This window comes from Hymenobacter psychrophilus (assembly GCF_900107135.1).
GTDB classification, from domain to species: Bacteria; Bacteroidota; Bacteroidia; order Cytophagales; family Hymenobacteraceae; genus Hymenobacter; species Hymenobacter psychrophilus.
The window spans coordinates 55,563-71,492 of sequence record NZ_FNOV01000006.1; the positions used below are offsets into that span (position 1 = coordinate 55,563).

The following is a 15,930-nucleotide window of genomic DNA, read 5'->3' on the forward strand; positions in this document are numbered from 1 at the left end:
AGAAGTCGGGTTACGGGCGCCGGCAGGCCAGCGGGCCGGGCCGGCAACCGCGCAAAGCAACAACCTTTCGGCGGCTCTGGTTGAACGCCCGGCCAAGTGCCACCGTACTAGCAGCACGCTCTACCTAGTTTTTTCGCACTCATGGCTCATCATTACCGGTTTTCCGACGTCGTCAGCATCTTCAAGTCGTCGGTCAATGCCTTCATCGACAACAACTCGTTCCGGCACGCGGCGGCCTTGTCGTACTACACTATTTTCTCGCTGCCGCCGTTGCTCCTCATCGTCATCACGGTGGCCAGCACCGTGTACGGCAACGAGGCCGTAACGGGTCAGATTTACGGGCAGCTGCGCGGGATCATCGGGCCCGAATCGGCCGAGTTTCTGCAAAACAGCATTGCCGAGTTCACCGTCAAGCAGCAAGGGCTGATTTCGACGGTTATCGGTCTGGGCACGCTAATTTTTGCCGCTACCACCTTCTTCGTCACCTTGCAAAACAGCATCAACGACATCTGGAACCTGCGCGTCGAAACCGACGGCATGGGCATCGGGCAATTCCTGAAGCAGCGCCTGCTTTCGTTTGGCCTGATTCTGAGCATCGCTCTGCTGCTGCTGGTGTCGTTCGTCATCAGTGCCGTGCTCAGCGTTTTCACCGACCAACTGAAGGATTGGTTTCCGGCCATTGGCGTATTTGCCATCAAACTGGTCGATTTTCTGCTTTCCGTTGGCGTTACCACGCTGCTGTTCGCCCTCATCTACCGCTTCCTGCCCGATGCCATTATCCGCTGGCAGGATGTGGGCGTGGGCGCCTTTATCACGGCCCTGCTGTTCGTGCTGGGCAAATTCTTGATTGCCTTCTACATCTCCAAAGCCAGCCCCGGCTCGGCCTTTGGCGCGGCGGGCTCGGCCATTGTGCTGCTGATCTGGATCAACTACTCCTCGCTCATTGTGTTTTTCGGGGCAGAGTTCACCCAGGAATTCGCCGACGCCTTCGGCCAGAAAGTCCAGCCCAAGGCCCACGCCGTGCGCATCGAAACCCGCGTAGTTCCGCCCGGTGAAAGCGCCGCCGAAAAAGCCACCGGCCGCCCGCCCGCCGAGGGCAAATGGCACAAGTAAGCCACCGGAATTTCAGCGTATTTTCGGCGCTATGAAAAACGCTATTCGACGAGTTATTATCCTGTTCATCTTCGCTATTGCCCCCCTCTGCGGCTATGCCCAAACCACCCCCGGCGGCGCGGCCGACAGCGCCACTGAGCGGCGGCTAATTCAGCAGGCTAGTGCTGATATATGCCAGCAGCTGAAACTGGAAAACCAGAAAAATCCCCTTGCTAGGCTCTCGCAAACAGAAGCCGAGCAACTGTTTGGCCGTCTGTTCTTGCAGGCCGCTACCCGTAACGCAGAGTTGGCCGCTCTCCTGACCAGCATAGGCGAACGGCGCGCGCGCGCAGAGGGCGAGCAGCTGGGCCGACGCGTGGGCCTGCTGCTGATGCAGGAGTGCCCCATGGGCCAGCAACTTTTTATGCGCTTGGGTGGCGAGCAGCTCAACCAGCAACTAGGGCTGCGGCCCGAAGAAACCAAGCTATTGCAACCACTTGCGGCGGCCATGTGCCGCGACCTTAGCCCCCGGGTAACCGAAATGCAGCAGCTTGCTCCGGCGCAACGCATGGCACTGGTAACGCAGGCACTGGGCAGCACTATGAAACCCCGTGCCAAGCAGCTCAATAAATTCTACGGAACCAGTGTTTTTCTTGACGGGGAAATAGAGAAGCTAGGCAGCAAAATTTTCGCCCTGATGGCTCCACAGTGCCCTGAGGTACTGATTCTATTCGCTGACTTCGATAAAGTGGACCAGTAATAAGCCTGGTAATCACCCATAAACGGCGCGTGGCCCGATGCATATGCACCGGGCCACGCGCTTGTTCAGTTCTTGCAATACGCGTTAAGCCGCCTGCTTATGCAGCCGTTTCCTGCGGCTGCTTCACGGCCAGCTGCCCGCAGGCGGCGTCAATGTCTTTGCCGCGGCTGCGGCGCAGGTTGGTTTGCACGCCCCGGTCGGCCAGGTACTTGTGGAAGGCCAGCAGCTTGGCCTCACCGGTGTTGCGGTAGTCGGCGTTTTCGATGGGGTTGTACTCGATGAGGTTGACCTTGCAGGGCAGCCACTTCGAAATCTGAAACAGCTCCTCGGCGTCCTGTAGCGTGTCGTTGAAGCTCTCGAATACGATGTACTCGTAGGTGACCTTGCGGCCGGTGGCCTGGTGGTAGTACTTGAGCGCCTCTTCGAGCGCCGCCAGCGAGTTGGCCTCGTTGATGGGCATGATTTCGTTGCGCTTCGTGTCGTTGGGCGCGTGCAGGCTCAGGGCCAGATTGGCCTTCACGCCATCATCCGCCAGCTTTTTAATCATTTTGGCGATGCCCGCCGTGCTGATGGTAATGCGGCGCGGGGCCATATTCAGGCCGTCGGGGGCCGTGATGCGCTCAATACTTTTGACCACATTGGCGTAGTTGAGCAGCGGCTCGCCCATGCCCATGTACACGATGTTGGTGAGCGGCGTGCCGTACTGGGCCTCGCACTGCTCCCGGATGCGCACTACCTGGTCGTAAATCTCGGCCGCGTCGAGGTTGCGCTTGCGGTCCATGTAGCCGGTGGCGCAGAACTTGCACGTGAGCGAGCAACCCACCTGCGAGCTGATGCAGGCCGTCATGCGGGTATCGTGCGGGATGAGCACGCCCTCCACAATGTTGCCGTCAAACAGCCGGAAGGCCGATTTAATGGTGCCATCGTTGCTGACCTGCTGGTTCTGCACCTGCACGCCGTTGATAACGAAGTGGCGGGCCAGCAACTCGCGGGTGGCGAGGCTGATGTTGTTCATTTCCTCGAACGTGCCGGCCGTATTCTTCCACAGCCACTCGCTCACCTGCTTGGCGCGGAAGGGTTTCTCGCCGTTCTCCACCATAAACGCCTTCAGGTCGTCGGGGCTGAGTTTACGGATGTCGCGCTTGGAAATTACGGGCAGGTCTAGCATCATCATAGCGCAAAGATACAACCCGCAAGGCAGTTGGGTTCCTGTGGCGGGGCAGTTTTGCGGCGCGGGCCGGTCCGGCCGAACGGGGCCGCGGCCAAAGCGCTTACTTTGGCGGTAAAATTCTCCTCCTATGCTGCTTATCCTGGGAAGCTGGCTGCTGCTGGCCCTTGTTACGACTACGTTGGGCTGGTCGGCCTGGCGGGCGCTGGCGGATAACCGCCCAGCCGTGCTGCCGCTGCCACTGGAAGTACTGAGCTTGGCGGGTGTGGCGCTGCTGCTGGTTGGGCTGGCGCCCGTGTCGCTGGTGCTGCCGCTGGGCAGCGGGGCCGTGCGCGGCGGACTGGCCCTGCTGGTAACGGCGCTGCTGCTGGGGCAGCGGCGGGCCCTGGCAGCGGAGCTGCGCCGCTGGTGGGCGGCCCCGCACCCGGTGGCTTGGTGGGCGGGCGCGGGCCTGCTGGGGTTGCTGCTGCTGGCTTTGCTGCTCTACCAGCAGGGCCGCAGCCACAACTACGATGAGCAGCTGTATTACCTGCAAACCCTGCACTGGCTGGAGCGGTTTGCAGTGGTGCCGGGCCTGGGCAACCTGCACGGGCGGCTGGCTTTCAACTCGCACCTGTTTCTGGGCACGGCCGTATTTGCCATCCCAACCCCCACCGGCACCTACTACCCGCTGCCAACCTACCTGAGTGTTTTGCTGGCGGCCGCGGCGGCCCGCGGGGTAGCGCGCGGCATACATGCCGACAAAGCCGCCCGCACAGTGAGTGCCGGGGCCGCCCTGTTGCTATTCGGCACGTATTTCTACGTGTTCCGGTCGCACCTTCCCAGTCCTGCTCCCGACTGCGCGCTAATTATCTTTCTGAGCTTTATTTTCCTGCTCTACAGTGGTTTTTTAGGCCCATATGAGGTGCGCGGCGCCGCCGGCCGGCCCCGGCTGCTGCTACTAACGCTGCTGAGCTACGTAGCCGTTACCATCAAGCTTTCGGCCCTGCCCATCCTGCTGTTGCCGCTGCACGGCTGGTGGGTGGCCCACCGGGCCGCTCACGTCCCAACAGCCAGCGGGCCAGCCAACCGGGTCTGGCCGACACTGCTGGGGCTGGGCGTGGTGGTCTTTCTGCCCTGGCTGATCCGCAACCTGGTGCTTTCGGGCTACCCCGTGTATCCGCTGCCGGGCCTGCCGGGCCTGCCCGTTGACTGGCGGATGCCGCCCGAGTTGGTGCTGATCGAGCAGCGGCTCGTTACCAACATAGCCCGCGACGTGCTGCCGGCCGCCCGCTACGGCCCGGTGGAAACGAGTTGGCAGCAATGGCTGCCGCGCTGGTGGCAGTATGAGGCGCACAATTCACCCATAACCACAGTCTTGCTCGTGCTGGCGGCCGTGGCGCCGCTCGTAGCCCTCTGGCAGGCCTGGCGGTCGGCGGGCCTGCGCAAGCTCAGCCTCAGCCAGCCCGGATGGCTGAGCAGCTGGCTGGTGGCCCTGGCTGGGGGTCTGTTCTGGTTCACACTGGCCCCCGACTACCGTTTCGGCGCGGGCTTTTTGCTGGTGCTGGCTTTTTGGCCCTGGCTGCCACTACCGCTGCCCCGCTGGCTGGGCACACTAATGCTGACGGCGGTTGTGGTCGGCACCTTGCAGCTGATGCGCGACCCGGTGTACGGCCTGCGCCACCCCCGGCCCGGCGCGGTGGCGGGCCTGCTCTGGCCCACGCTGCCGCCACTGCTGCCCAGCCGGCCGGTGCGCCTGCCTGGGGGCCAAGTGGTGCGCGTTGCCGTCGGGGAGCTGGGCCCCTGCGGCGAAACCCCGCTGCCCTGCACGCACGCCATTGTGCCGGGCCTGGAGTTCCGGGGAAACTCGCTGGCCGAGGGTTTTCGGGTGCGGCCGCCGGCCGCGCAACGATAGCAGCAACGGGCACAAGCGCCACTTTAGGTTGGGCGTATCGGGCCGAAAAGCCGCGGTGGGGCGGCTTTTTAGCGGTTTGTTTGTCCGGCTTGAAGCCTGCGTTGGGCTTCTTATGGCTGGCGGAAGGCTGTAAAGCCCCAATTATCAACAAAGTATTTGTCAATGCCGATTTCCCTTGTACCTTTGCAGTCCTTAATCCAAAAACCCCGTCGAGATGGCTAAGAAAGGCAACCGGGTGCAGGTAATCCTTGAATGCACTGAGCATAAGAACTCGGGGCAGCCGGGCACCTCGCGCTACATCACCACCAAGAACCGTAAGAACACGCCCGAGCGCATCGAGTTGAAGAAATTCAACAATGTGCTGCGTAAGATGACCGTTCACAAGGAAATTAAGTAACCCGCGTCATGGCAAAGAAAGTAGTAGCAACCCTGAAGACCGCTACCGGCAAAGACTGGGCGAAGGTAATTCGCGCGGTGAAGTCGGAGAAAACTGGTGCCTACACCTTCCGCGAGGAAATGGTACCTGTTGATAAAGTACAGGATTACATCACCACCGGCGTTAAGTAGCCGGTTGCCCCTTGGGGCTACCTGATACGAAGTGAAGAAGTCCCGCCAGCGTGGGACTTTTTTGCATAGAGAGGTTTTGAGAATCCAGAACATCATTCTGCGCAGAGCGACGAATCTCGCGTGCTACGGTAACTCCTGACAACAGGGCTACCGTAGCACGCGAGATTCGTCGCTCTGCGCAGAATGACGTTCTTTGCTAACCTAGTCCCTCATATCCTCACCAACCCAGACCCCTGACCCCTATGGGCCTCTTCGATTTTTTCAAGAAGGACAAGGAAAACAAGGAGCAGCAGCAGGCCCTCGATGAGGGGTTGCAGAAGACGAAAACCAGCTTCTTCGACCAGCTCAGCAAGGCTGTAGCCGGCCGCAATACCGTAGACGAGGCCGTACTCGACGACCTCGAAACCATGCTCGTACACGCCGATGTGGGCATTGATACGACAGTAAAGGTGATTGAGCGCATTGAGCAGCGCGTGGCCCGCGACAAGTACGTGAGCACCGCCGACCTCGACGTGATTCTGCGGGAGGAAATTGTGGCGCTACTCGACGCCAACAGCAGCGCCACCGGCTCGCGGGCCATTCTGGATAGGCCCGACAGCCCCGGTTCGCCCTTCGTGATTATGGTGGTGGGCGTGAACGGGGTGGGCAAAACCACGACTATCGGCAAGCTGGCCCACCGCTTCCACTCGGCGGGCAAGAAGGTGGTGCTGGGCGCGGCCGACACATTCCGGGCTGCCGCCGTCGACCAACTCATCATCTGGGGTGAGCGGGTGGGCGTACCAGTCATTTCGCACGGCATGAACACCGACCCGGCCGCCGTAGCCTTTGATGCGGTGCAGAAAGGCGTGGAAATGGGCGCCGATGTGGTGATTATCGACACGGCCGGCCGCCTGCACAACAAGGTGAACCTGATGAACGAGCTGAGCAAAATCAAGCGCGTGATGCAGAAGGTGATTCCCGGCGCGCCCCACGAGGTGCTGCTGGTGCTCGATGGCAGCACCGGCCAAAACGCCTACCTCCAGGCCCAGGAGTTCACCAAAGCCACCGACGTATCGGCCCTGGCCATTACCAAGCTCGACGGCACAGCCAAGGGCGGCGTGGTTATCGGCATCTCGGCCCAGCTACAGGTGCCGGTGCGCTACATCGGCGTGGGCGAGAAAATGACCGATTTGCAGCTGTTTGATAGGACCACGTTCGTGAATTCGCTGTTCAAGAAATAGGTAGAACGACCATTAAAACCGTCATGCTGAGCGCAGCCGAAGCATGACGTGCTTTTTTTGCTGTCCATCTGCACCACTTCTCTACAAAGAAACCTTCTGCTTAGGAAAAGGCGTTGCCGGGTGTGTACCTTTGCGGTCCGAATTTCGCCGCGGGCTGAAAGCGGGCAAGTTTCTCACTCAGAAGAAATTGCCCGGCCGCCCGCCTTCCCAACCCAGCATGAAAGTAAGAAGCCAGCAGGCCAATAAAGTCAACGTCATCACCCTCGGCTGCTCCAAGAACATCGTGGACTCGGAGGTGCTCATGGGCCAGCTCCGGGCCAACCAGTTCGAGGTAACGCACGAAGCCGACACCAGCGACGCCAACATCGTCATCATCAACACCTGCGGCTTTATTGATAACGCCAAGCAGGAAAGCATCGACACGATTCTGCGCTACGCCGACGAAAAGGAGGCCGGCCGCCTGGAGAAGCTCTACGTGACGGGCTGCCTCTCGCAGCGCTACAAGGACGATCTGGAGCGCGAGATTCCACAGGTGGACGCCTACTTTGGCACCCTGGAGCTGCCCCAGCTGATGAAGAAGCTGGAGGCCAACTACCAGCACGAGCTGGTGGGCGAGCGGCTGCTGACCACGCCCGCGCACTACGCATACTTCAAGATTGCCGAGGGCTGCAACCGGCCCTGCTCGTTCTGCGCCATCCCGCTCATGCGCGGCAAGCACACCGACCGCCCCATCGAGGACCTGGTGAAGGAGGCCAAGCGCCTGGCCAGCATGGGCACCAAGGAACTGATTCTCATCGCCCAGGACCTGACGTATTACGGCCTGGAGCACTACGGCACCCGTAAGCTGGCCGACCTGGTGCGCCACCTCTCCGACGTGGAAGGCATCGACTGGATCCGGATGCAGTACGCCTACCCCTCGCAGTTCCCGCTCGACGTGCTCGACGTGATGAACGAGCGCGACAACGTGTGCAAGTACCTCGATATGCCGCTGCAGCATATCTCCGACAACATGCTCAAGAGCATGCGCCGGGGTATCAGCCAGCGCCGCACCCGCGAGCTGGTCGACACCATCCGCCAGCGCGTGCCCGACATTGCGTTGCGCACCACCCTGATTGCCGGCCACCCCGGCGAAACCCAGGCTGATTTCGAGGACCTCTACCGCTTCGTGGAAGATACCCGCTTCGACCGGCTGGGCATTTTCAACTACTCGCACGAGGACAACACGCACTCCTATACGCTCGAAGACGACGTGCCGGCCGAGGTGAAGCAGGACCGCGCCGACCAGATTATGGAGCTGCAGCAGGGCATTTCGATGGAGCTCAACGAGCAGAAAATCGGCCAGACTTATAAGGTGCTCTTCGACCGCAAGGAAAGCGGCTACTTCGTGGGCCGCACCCAGTACGACTCGCCCGAGGTCGACAACGAAGTGCTGGTGCCCGCCAACAACGACACGTTCGTGCGCATCGGCGACTTCGCCCAGGTGGAAATTACGGAGGCTTCAGATTTCGATTTGTACGGCCGGCTGGTGTAGGCCCATTTGTTCCTCTTACCCAGGGCTGAAGCCCTGGGCTACTCAGCGTTCCGGTTGGCGCGCTCCGTAGCCCAGGGCTTCAGCCCTGGGGCGTTTTCCGGGCTGCTACAAAAACTCCCCGTTACTTTGTGGCGTCTGGCCGGTTATAGCCGGATTACCCTCCCCGCCCATGACCGTAACTACGCTTCCCTACGCCGAAACCGGCGCGTTTTCTTCTTTGCTCGTTGATTACCTGGCCCGGAAAGAAGCCCTGCAGCCCTTTTATCACCGTTTCCCGGAGTTGTCGGCTTTTGATGAGCAGATAAAGGAAAAGCAGGCGGCCTACTCGCCCGAGGCCCGGCAGCGGCTGGTGTCGGCCCTGCAACAGCAGTACGCCGGCCTGCCCGAAGCCCTGGCCGCCGTGCAGGCCAACCTGGCGCTGCTGGAAAAGGACACGACGTTTACCGTAACCACCGGCCACCAGCTCAACCTGTTTACCGGGCCGCTGTACTTTATCTACAAGATTGTGTCGGCCATTAAACTGGCCCGGCAGCTCAAGCAGGCGTATCCGCAGTACGATTTCGTGCCGGTGTACTGGCTGGCCACTGAGGACCATGACTTCGCCGAAATCAACAATTTCAGCCTTTTCGGCAAGACCTACGAGTGGAACGCGCCCGAAACCGGCCAGCCGGTGGGCCGCATGGCACTGGATGGCCTGACTGAGCAGGTGCTCGACCAGCTGCCGGCCGATGTGCCGGCCCTATTCCGCGAGGCCTACGCGCAGTCGAAGACGCTGGCCGAGGCCACCCACCGGCTGGCCATGGGTTTGTTTGGCGAGTACGGGCTGGTGAGCCTCGATGCGGATGTGCCGGCGCTCAAGCAGGCCCTGGCCCCGGTGCTGGAACAGGAGCTGCGCGAGCAGGCCTCGTACCAGGCCGTGCAGGCCGCCGACGCCCGCCTGGAGGCCGCCGGCTACAAGCCCCAGGTGTACGCCCGGCCCTTCAACCTGTTCTTCATCACTGAAGAAGGCCAGCGCGAGCGGCTGGAATACGACCAGGCCACCGACTCGGTGACGCTGACCGTGGACGGCGCCCCCCAGACCCTGGGGCGGCCCGAGCTGCTGGCGCTGGCCGCCGCGCACCCCGAGCAGTTCAGCCCCAACGTGGTGCTGCGGCCGCTGTACCAGGAGCTGCTGCTGCCCAACCTGTGCTACATTGGGGGCGGAGCCGAGGTGGCCTACTGGTTCCAGCTCAAGGGCGTGTTCGAGCAGAACGGCGTGCCGTTTCCGATAGTGCTGCTGCGCAACTCGGCCCAGTTCATCAGCAAGGCTAACGCCGGCAAGCTGCGCAAGCTGGGGCTGGCCAACACCGCCGTTTTCGAGCAGCTGCCGGAGCTGAAAAAGCAGTTGGCCGCGCATCTGGGCCAGGAGGAAGTGGACCTGCGCGAGCAGCAGCAACAGCTGGCTGCCGCCTTCGAGCAGGTAGCCGCGCTGGCCCAGCGCCTCGACCCCTCGCTGGTGAAGGCCGTAGCCGCCGAGCAACAGAAGGCCAGCGGCATCCTCAGCAACCTGGAAAAGCGCCTCAGCAAAGCCGCCGAAGCCAAGCACGAAACGGCCTACCAGCAGCTCAGCGGCCTGCGCGACAAGCTGCTGCCCGGCGGCGGCCTGCAGGAGCGCTCCGACAACGTGCTCAACATCCTCATCAACAACCCCGATTTCATCAACCAGCTCCTCGAAGTCTTCGACCCACTGGCGTTGGAGTTTACGCTGCTGGAAGAAGTATAAGGCAACCGCCGGGCCGGTTTAGGTATCAGGGAGAAGAACCTTTGTTTCCTCTTGCTGATGGCTGTAACCAACCTTTTGAAAACTGTCGGATTCTTTTTGCTGATGGCCTTCGGGTCAGTGGCTCGTGCCCAAACCCTGACGGGCACCGTTACGGAAGCCAGCACGAACCAGCCGGTGCCCTACGTGAACATCGGGATTCCCGGTAAGAGCGTGGGCACGGTGGCCGACGAGCATGGCCACTACGAACTGACCTACACCGCCGCCAACCTAACCGATACGGTGCGCCTTTCCAGCATTGGCTTTGAGCCGCGGCGGGTGCTGCTGCGCGAACTGCTGGCCCGGCCGGCCACGGCGCTGGCACCCGCGGCCGTTGCCTTAGCCGACGTGCGAGTGCAGGCGCCAGGGCTGTTCAAGCGCCGCCTGACGCTGGGCAACACAAGCAATTCAGAGGTGATAATTGCCGGCATGGCGGTGGAGGGGCACGGCGCGGAAGTGGGCGTCATCATTAACCTCCGGCACCAGCCAACCAAGGTGCAGCAGGCCCGATTCAACCTGTTGTACCAGGATAGCACCGACCTAACGTTTCGCGTAAATCTGTACCGGCTGCTGCCCGACGGCCAGCCCTCCAACGAGAAGCTAAACCGCCGCGACATTATCGTGCACAGCTCCAGCCGCCCGAACAACGCCGGCCCCCTGGTAGTAGACCTGACGGCGGATAACCTGGTGCTGGATGAAGATTTTCTGCTGACGCTGGAATGGGTGGCCGGCGGAAACATGGCGAAGACGCAGAAGATGCATGAGTTGCGTAAGAACGTCTATTTCTCCGCGGCGCTGGGCTATTTCAGCAAGCCTCCCTACATCCGCAAAACCAGTCAGGGAGCCTGGGAAACGATGTCGCTCGGTGCCCGGCTGGCCGGCATGCAATTCAAAATAGGGTTCAACGTAACTGCCCTGGACTAACCAGTACCAGCGAAAATCCGACGTAATCAACGGTCAGAAAATCAGTGATTAATAAAGCCGACCTACGTCATACCGCCCTGGCCCGCCGCCAGGCCCTGCCCGAAGCCGAAGTAGCTCGCCGCAGCGCCGCGCTGTGGCCGCAGCTGCTGGCCGGTTTCCCGGTGGCGCAGTGGCGCGGGCTGCACGTATTTCTACCGATTGCCCGCCAGCACGAGCCCGATACCTGGCCACTCATCCGGCAGCTGTGGGCCGAGTACCCGCAGTTGCAGCTGGCCGTGCCGGTGGTGCAGCCCGACGGCCGCACCCTGCGCCATTACGCCCTGGCCCCCGATACGCCGCTGACGCCCAGCCGCTGGGGCATCCCGGAGCCTGCCGCTGATGCGCCGCAGGTGGCTTCCGAAACCCTGGATGCAGTGCTGGTACCGCTGCTGGCCTTCGACGAAACCGGCCACCGCGTGGGCTACGGCAAGGGTTTCTACGACCAGTTTCTGGCCCAATGCCGCCCCGATACGCTGCGGATTGGCGTGAGCCTGGAGCCACCGGTACCGCACATTGCCGACGCCTGGGCCGGCGACGTGCGCCTGCGTGCCTGCCTGACGCCGGAGCGGCTGTGGCAGTTTGAGTTGTAGAATGGCTCGGCGAAGCGTTCCGCAATCCTCCGCGTCCGTCTGTGGGAGATAGGACCCGCGCAATATTGCGTTTATCTGTATCGTTGAGGGGCTATGTTTCACTAAAACCCCGTCAGCATGGCCAGCATTCAACCAACTGCCGCTCCCAAATCCGGGAAGCCCCGCGCTACCAAACGGTCTTTCCACCCCGATATGACGCCGATGGTGGATCTGGCCTTTTTGCTGCTGACGTTTTTCATGCTCACGACTACCTTCAACAAGCCCAGCGTGATGGAGCTGGCCATGCCCGCGCCGGGGCCGGAAAGCTCGGTAGACCCGAAAAAGGCCCTGACGCTGCTGCTGGATAAGAACAGCGAGGTGCGCTACTTCTTCGGCCTCAACCCCGGCCCGGCCACCGACCAGCTGCACCGCACTACTCTGGCCGCCGACGGCCTGCGCCAGGTACTGCTCGGGTTTCAGCAGCAGCCCGGCGGCGTAGTCCTCATCAAGCCCAGCAACCAGGCCAGCTACCAGAACCTGGTAGATGTGCTGGACGAAATGAACATCACCGGCCAGCGCAAATACGCGCTGGTTGATTTGAACGAAGCCGATAAAAAGCTGCTGGCGGCACGGTAGTAAAATCGGCTGTCATCCTGAGCTTGCGAAGGACCTATACAGAAACTATTATCTGATGTCAGCTTCTATATAGGTTCTTCGCTGCGCTCAGGATGACAGGCGGTTGGCTTAGCACTTCGCTTCCTTCACCGCACCGCGCCCAGCGTATCGACCTGCGTGATGCGGGCCTGGCCCCAGGGGGCGATGCTGATTTGCACGCGCAGGCGGCGACGCTGGCGCATCTGGCGGTTCATGGTTTCGGGCACGTAATAGCGCTCCAGGCCATAGCGCAGGCGCAGGCCACGCCGCCACACATCCTGCACCGAGCCGCGCAGCACCACCTGCTGGCCGGTGGTGGCGGGGGCTTCGGGGTAGATGCCCACGGCCGCGTAGTCCACACCTGCGGCTTGGGGCTCGAGGAGCACGTAAGCGGCGTCTTTGCGGCGGGGCAGCGTGGACCCGCGCCACAGGCTGCCCGGCAGCTCGCTGATCTGGTAGCGCAGGCGCAGATGGTCGCCGTAGAGCAGGTCGCGTGGGTCGACGGGCTCGGTTTGCAGCGTGATGCTGCGGCCCAGCGCGGCGGTGGCATAGCCGGCCACCGCCACGCCCAGCACAAACAACACCTGCGCCGCTACCAGCCACAGCAACCAGCGGCGGTGATGGGCGGGCAGGGCCAGCGCGGCGGCCGGCACCGGGTTCAGGGGAGAAAGGAGCGGCTCGGTCATGGCTTGGGGGCAGCAGAGGCGGCGGAAGCACTAGCGGCGTTGGCGGCGGCCAGGGTGCGGGCGGCGCGCCGTTGCAGCCACCAGCTCAGGCTCAGCAGCAGCAACCCGCCCAGCAGGAAAAACAACGACTTATCGAAAAAGCCCCACGTCAGCTTGAAGTAGGCCACGGCGGTGGTGAGCACGAACAGCACCGTGCCCAGCGTTACGCGGTCGGGGTTTTGCTCCTGGTGGGCGCGCAGCAGCACGCTGCCCGAGTAGGCATACAGCACCACCAGCGTGGCCACGGCCAACGGCAGCCCGCCCGTGAAGTAGAAGCCCGGCAGCAGCAGCAGCCAGTCGGTAGCGCTGCTGAGGCGGCCGCGGCGCTGCTTGCCCACCACCGACAACGCCAGCACAGCCACCAGCGCCGCCAGGTAGGGTACCAGCGGCGCCCGCAGCTGCCCGGCGTAAAAGTCCGACTCGCCAAACAACGCCAGCCCCAGCGTGAACAGAAAGGCGGCGGCCAGCGGCGGGCCCTGCAGGGCCCGGCCGGCGGGGCGGTCGGCCTGCCAGTCGCCGAGGGCGTACACGAGCATGGCCGGGATGAAGAACCAGGTAATTTTGACGTGCAGGTGGTTGATCAGCAGGGCCGCCTGCCAGAGCAGACCGCCGGCCAGCACGCCGCCCAGCAGCGCATCGGGCCGGCGCCACCAGTACAGGCCCAGCCCCAGGGCTGTGCCGGCGGCCGTGAGGTAGCTGAAGGCGCCAAGCTGCCCGGTGTTGTAGCCCTGCACAATGCCGCTGATGATGACCGTAAGCAGAAACAGCAGCCGGCTCCGATACAGCCAGGTCAGGCCCATGCCGGCCACGGCCCAGGCCAGCAGCCCGGTCAGGTCGTAGCCGATGAGCTGGTAGAGCTGGCTGGTGAGCACGATACTGACCCCGAACACCACGAGGCCCAGCGCCACCAGGCCCATGCCCAGGCTGGTGTTGCCGCGCCGCCGGAAATACTCGCCGCCTGCGTAGGCAGCCACCAGCGTGGCCAGCAGCAGCCCCAGCCGCAGCAGTTCGGGCAGGCTCTGCCAGTTGGCCGCCACCACGCTCAGGGCGCTCAGCAGCACCAGCAGGCTTCCCAGCAGCGGCAGCAGCCCGATGGCGTTGGCCTCCGAGGGGTACAGAGCCAGCAGCTGCGCGCGCTGATCTTCCGTAATCACGCCCCGCCGCACCCACTCCGGCCCGTCCATTTCCAGTAACTTTCGACTCATAAGGGCGGCAACTTACGCAGGATGCGGGAGAAGGCAGAAGCAGGCCGTAATTTGCCCAAATCCAATAAATCAGTTATCAACACAAGAGCTATGCTTGACCTTTTTGCCAGTAGCAACCTATACGTAAAGATTTATCCAGATGAAATGGAAGTAACCTATCTGAAGGATAACCTAACGATACGCCGACAAGCTTCTCAGAAATTTTCTTCCGATAGAATGTTGATAGCGGATTTCCATGCTGCCGAGGAGCATCTCAAAAGCATAATCAAGGAGCTTCCTACCCGTTGGCGGTCCCATACTATGCTCATCCAGCACATGGTAGACTTGGGCGGCGGGTTATATGAAGTGGAAAAAAGGGCGTTGCGAGATATATCCGACCATGTCGGTGCAAAGCGCGTTTTCATAGTGCCACATACCGATGAATTGAGCACCGAGGAAGCCGTTCATAAGCTGGCGATGGGATTGAAAGGCGGGGCGTTTATGCCGCCTGATTTGGTCACCTGAAACTGCCAGCGAACATTCCATCACCGCTTCCACGCCCGCGTCATCTCGCGCTTGCCGGGCGGGCCCGGAATGGCCTCCGTTTGCCAGCCCGCGGCCCGCAGGCTGCGCTTGAAGCTGCCCTTGGCGCAGTAGCTCACCAGGCAGCCGCCCGGCGCGGCGGCCGCATACAGCTGTCCGAACACGGCATCGGTCCACATATCGGGCTGCTTGTCGGGGGCGAAGGCATCGAAGTAGATGACCTCATAAGCCCCGGTAACCAGCGCCAGGTTCTGCAGCTCGCCGGCCAGCTTGCGCAGCATGAAGCTGGGCGTGAGGGCCACCGGCTGCTCCCAGGCCGCCTCGTGCAGCTGCTGCCGGAACGCCGGCAGCGGGGGCACCTGCAGCGCGGGGGCCGTGGCCAGTTCGCGCACCAGCTCCCAGGGCAGCGGGTGCTTTTCCACGGTATCATATTGAATCGGCACGGCGGCCGTAAGGCTGCGTTCCAGGGTCAGCAGCGCGTTCAGGCCGGTGCCGAAGCCGACCTCCAGCGCCCGTACCGGGCCGGTGGCGGCGGCCAGCGCGGGTTCCAGGCCGGCGGCCAGGTACACGTGCCGGGCCTCCTGCACGGCCCCGTGGGTGCTGTGGTAGTGCTCATCGAGGGCCGGCACGTAGAGCGTGCCGGAGCCGTCGGCCGTGGGGCGAAGTTGCACGTCGGGGTGCATGGATTAGAGCTTAGTGCTTGGTGGATAGAGCTTCGTTGGGCGTAAAGAACGTCATTCTGGATCGTTGCTTGATTCGTGGAATGTGCTGAATGACGTTCTTTACTCCCGCCTAAGCACTATTCCCTAAGCACCAAGCTCCAATAATATGTCCCGCGTCAAGGTCAATCTGCCCGAGAAATTCCTGTTCACTGTTGAGCTGCCCATCCGCATCACCGACCTCAACTACGGCGCCCACCTCGGCAACGACGCGCTGCTGAGTTTGCTCCACGAGGCCCGGGTGCAGTTTCTGGCCCACCTTGGCCAGCCCGAGTTCGACCCCGCTACCCGCCTGGGCCACATTATGGCCGATGTGGCCATCGAGTACAAAGGCGAAGGCTTCCACGGCGACGTACTGCGCATTCGAATGGCCGCCGACGACCTCAGCAAGTACGGTTTCGACCTGGTGTACGCCGTGGCTACCACCAGCGGCCGCGAAATTGCGCGGGCCAAAACCGGCATGCTCTGCTTCGACTACAACACGCGCAAGCTGCGCCTGCTACCCGACGATTACGCGGCCCAACTGCGGGGTGAATAACGGCA

General features: G+C 62.3%; 17 protein-coding genes. 13 read left to right on the forward strand and 4 right to left on the reverse strand.

Annotated features, from left to right (window positions below; all coding sequences use genetic code 11):
- Positions 1 to 141: 141 nt before the first annotated feature.
- Both BLW21_RS10220 and BLW21_RS10225 read left to right on the forward strand, forming a co-directional pair.
- The gene (locus BLW21_RS10220) at positions 142 to 1,113 is read left to right on the forward strand and encodes a YihY/virulence factor BrkB family protein (protein WP_092739656.1); all 972 of its coding nucleotides are present in this window, start codon (positions 142 to 144) and stop codon (positions 1,111 to 1,113) included.
- A gap of 31 nt (positions 1,114 to 1,144) precedes the next feature.
- A complete protein-coding gene (locus tag BLW21_RS10225; protein ID WP_092739658.1) occupies positions 1,145 to 1,852 on the forward strand; it encodes a hypothetical protein in 708 nt (235 codons plus the stop codon).
- 97 nt (positions 1,853 to 1,949) lie between these two features.
- Here BLW21_RS10225 and rlmN read toward each other — a convergent pair whose 3' ends face one another.
- Positions 1,950 to 3,026 (reverse strand): dual-specificity RNA methyltransferase RlmN, encoded by a 1,077-nt coding sequence (gene rlmN / locus BLW21_RS10230; RefSeq protein WP_092739660.1) that lies wholly within the window; start codon positions 3,024 to 3,026, stop codon positions 1,950 to 1,952.
- A gap of 124 nt (positions 3,027 to 3,150) precedes the next feature.
- On the opposite strand from rlmN, the gene BLW21_RS10235 reads away from it, so the two are divergent.
- The 9 genes from BLW21_RS10235 to BLW21_RS10275 all read left to right on the forward strand — a co-directional run bounded on the left by BLW21_RS10235 (position 3,151) and on the right by BLW21_RS10275 (position 12,198).
- A complete protein-coding gene (locus BLW21_RS10235) occupies positions 3,151 to 4,914 on the forward strand; it encodes an LIC_10190 family membrane protein (RefSeq protein ID WP_092739662.1) in 1,764 nt (587 codons plus the stop codon).
- A gap of 214 nt (positions 4,915 to 5,128) precedes the next feature.
- The gene (gene rpmG / locus BLW21_RS10240) at positions 5,129 to 5,311 is read left to right on the forward strand and encodes a 50S ribosomal protein L33 (protein WP_019946888.1); all 183 of its coding nucleotides are present in this window, start codon (positions 5,129 to 5,131) and stop codon (positions 5,309 to 5,311) included.
- A gap of 8 nt (positions 5,312 to 5,319) precedes the next feature.
- Positions 5,320 to 5,481: a DUF4295 domain-containing protein gene (locus BLW21_RS10245; RefSeq protein WP_019946887.1), complete on the forward strand. Its 162-nt coding sequence runs from the start codon at positions 5,320 to 5,322 to the stop codon at positions 5,479 to 5,481.
- 242 nt (positions 5,482 to 5,723) lie between these two features.
- Entirely contained in the window at positions 5,724 to 6,701 is a 978-nt protein-coding gene (gene ftsY, locus BLW21_RS10250) for a signal recognition particle-docking protein FtsY (protein ID WP_092739664.1), read from the forward strand.
- A gap of 217 nt (positions 6,702 to 6,918) precedes the next feature.
- Entirely contained in the window at positions 6,919 to 8,232 is a 1,314-nt protein-coding gene (rimO, locus tag BLW21_RS10255) for a 30S ribosomal protein S12 methylthiotransferase RimO (RefSeq protein WP_092740095.1), read from the forward strand.
- 169 nt (positions 8,233 to 8,401) lie between these two features.
- Positions 8,402 to 9,994: a bacillithiol biosynthesis cysteine-adding enzyme BshC gene (gene bshC / locus BLW21_RS10260; RefSeq protein ID WP_092739666.1), complete on the forward strand. Its 1,593-nt coding sequence runs from the start codon at positions 8,402 to 8,404 to the stop codon at positions 9,992 to 9,994.
- Between the two features lie 75 nt (positions 9,995 to 10,069).
- Positions 10,070 to 10,954 carry a carboxypeptidase-like regulatory domain-containing protein gene (locus tag BLW21_RS10265; protein ID WP_175470926.1) on the forward strand — a complete coding sequence of 295 codons (885 nt, stop codon included), beginning with the start codon at positions 10,070 to 10,072 and terminating at the stop codon, positions 10,952 to 10,954.
- Between the two features lie 44 nt (positions 10,955 to 10,998).
- A complete protein-coding gene (locus tag BLW21_RS10270; RefSeq protein WP_092739670.1) occupies positions 10,999 to 11,583 on the forward strand; it encodes a 5-formyltetrahydrofolate cyclo-ligase in 585 nt (194 codons plus the stop codon).
- Positions 11,584 to 11,700: 117 nt separating this feature from the next.
- On the forward strand, positions 11,701 to 12,198 hold the full coding sequence (locus BLW21_RS10275) for an ExbD/TolR family protein (protein ID WP_092739672.1): 498 nt from the start codon (positions 11,701 to 11,703) through the stop codon (positions 12,196 to 12,198).
- 125 nt (positions 12,199 to 12,323) lie between these two features.
- Here the strand turns inward: BLW21_RS10275 and BLW21_RS10280 are convergent, their stop codons facing one another.
- The gene (locus BLW21_RS10280) at positions 12,324 to 12,902 is read right to left on the reverse strand and encodes a GDYXXLXY domain-containing protein (protein WP_092739674.1); all 579 of its coding nucleotides are present in this window, start codon (positions 12,900 to 12,902) and stop codon (positions 12,324 to 12,326) included.
- A complete protein-coding gene (locus BLW21_RS10285) occupies positions 12,899 to 14,146 on the reverse strand; it encodes a DUF2157 domain-containing protein (protein WP_092739676.1) in 1,248 nt (415 codons plus the stop codon). Before BLW21_RS10285 ends, BLW21_RS10280 begins: the two co-directional genes overlap by 4 nt.
- A gap of 90 nt (positions 14,147 to 14,236) precedes the next feature.
- On the opposite strand from BLW21_RS10285, the gene BLW21_RS10290 reads away from it, so the two are divergent.
- On the forward strand, positions 14,237 to 14,650 hold the full coding sequence (locus tag BLW21_RS10290; RefSeq protein WP_092739678.1) for a rod shape-determining protein: 414 nt from the start codon (positions 14,237 to 14,239) through the stop codon (positions 14,648 to 14,650).
- Positions 14,651 to 14,670: 20 nt separating this feature from the next.
- Here the strand turns inward: BLW21_RS10290 and mnmD are convergent, their stop codons facing one another.
- Positions 14,671 to 15,351 carry a tRNA (5-methylaminomethyl-2-thiouridine)(34)-methyltransferase MnmC2 gene (gene mnmD, locus BLW21_RS10295; RefSeq protein WP_092739680.1) on the reverse strand — a complete coding sequence of 227 codons (681 nt, stop codon included), beginning with the start codon at positions 15,349 to 15,351 and terminating at the stop codon, positions 14,671 to 14,673.
- Positions 15,352 to 15,496: 145 nt separating this feature from the next.
- Between mnmD and BLW21_RS10300 the strand changes: the two genes are divergently transcribed.
- A complete protein-coding gene (locus tag BLW21_RS10300; protein WP_092739682.1) occupies positions 15,497 to 15,925 on the forward strand; it encodes a thioesterase family protein in 429 nt (142 codons plus the stop codon).
- Positions 15,926 to 15,930 lie beyond the last annotated feature (5 nt).

Bases quoted from the DNA above. Each gene is read 5' to 3' on its own strand.
- BLW21_RS10285 (WP_092739676.1), bottom strand. From the start codon at position 14,146: ATGAGTCGAAAGTTACTGGAAATGGACGGGCCGGAGTGGGTGCGGCGG.
- BLW21_RS10275 (WP_092739672.1), top strand. From the start codon at position 11,701: ATGGCCAGCATTCAACCAACTGCCGCTCCCAAATCCGGGAAGCCCCGC.
- BLW21_RS10220 (WP_092739656.1), top strand. From the start codon at position 142: ATGGCTCATCATTACCGGTTTTCCGACGTCGTCAGCATCTTCAAGTCG.
- BLW21_RS10280 (WP_092739674.1), bottom strand. From the start codon at position 12,902: ATGACCGAGCCGCTCCTTTCTCCCCTGAACCCGGTGCCGGCCGCCGCG.
- rpmG (WP_019946888.1), top strand. From the start codon at position 5,129: ATGGCTAAGAAAGGCAACCGGGTGCAGGTAATCCTTGAATGCACTGAG.
- rlmN (WP_092739660.1), bottom strand. From the start codon at position 3,026: ATGATGATGCTAGACCTGCCCGTAATTTCCAAGCGCGACATCCGTAAA.
- mnmD (WP_092739680.1), bottom strand. From the start codon at position 15,351: ATGCACCCCGACGTGCAACTTCGCCCCACGGCCGACGGCTCCGGCACG.
- rimO (WP_092740095.1), top strand. From the start codon at position 6,919: ATGAAAGTAAGAAGCCAGCAGGCCAATAAAGTCAACGTCATCACCCTC.
- BLW21_RS10245 (WP_019946887.1), top strand. From the start codon at position 5,320: ATGGCAAAGAAAGTAGTAGCAACCCTGAAGACCGCTACCGGCAAAGAC.
- BLW21_RS10235 (WP_092739662.1), top strand. From the start codon at position 3,151: ATGCTGCTTATCCTGGGAAGCTGGCTGCTGCTGGCCCTTGTTACGACT.
- ftsY (WP_092739664.1), top strand. From the start codon at position 5,724: ATGGGCCTCTTCGATTTTTTCAAGAAGGACAAGGAAAACAAGGAGCAG.
- BLW21_RS10300 (WP_092739682.1), top strand. From the start codon at position 15,497: ATGTCCCGCGTCAAGGTCAATCTGCCCGAGAAATTCCTGTTCACTGTT.
- BLW21_RS10225 (WP_092739658.1), top strand. From the start codon at position 1,145: ATGAAAAACGCTATTCGACGAGTTATTATCCTGTTCATCTTCGCTATT.
- bshC (WP_092739666.1), top strand. From the start codon at position 8,402: ATGACCGTAACTACGCTTCCCTACGCCGAAACCGGCGCGTTTTCTTCT.
- BLW21_RS10290 (WP_092739678.1), top strand. From the start codon at position 14,237: ATGCTTGACCTTTTTGCCAGTAGCAACCTATACGTAAAGATTTATCCA.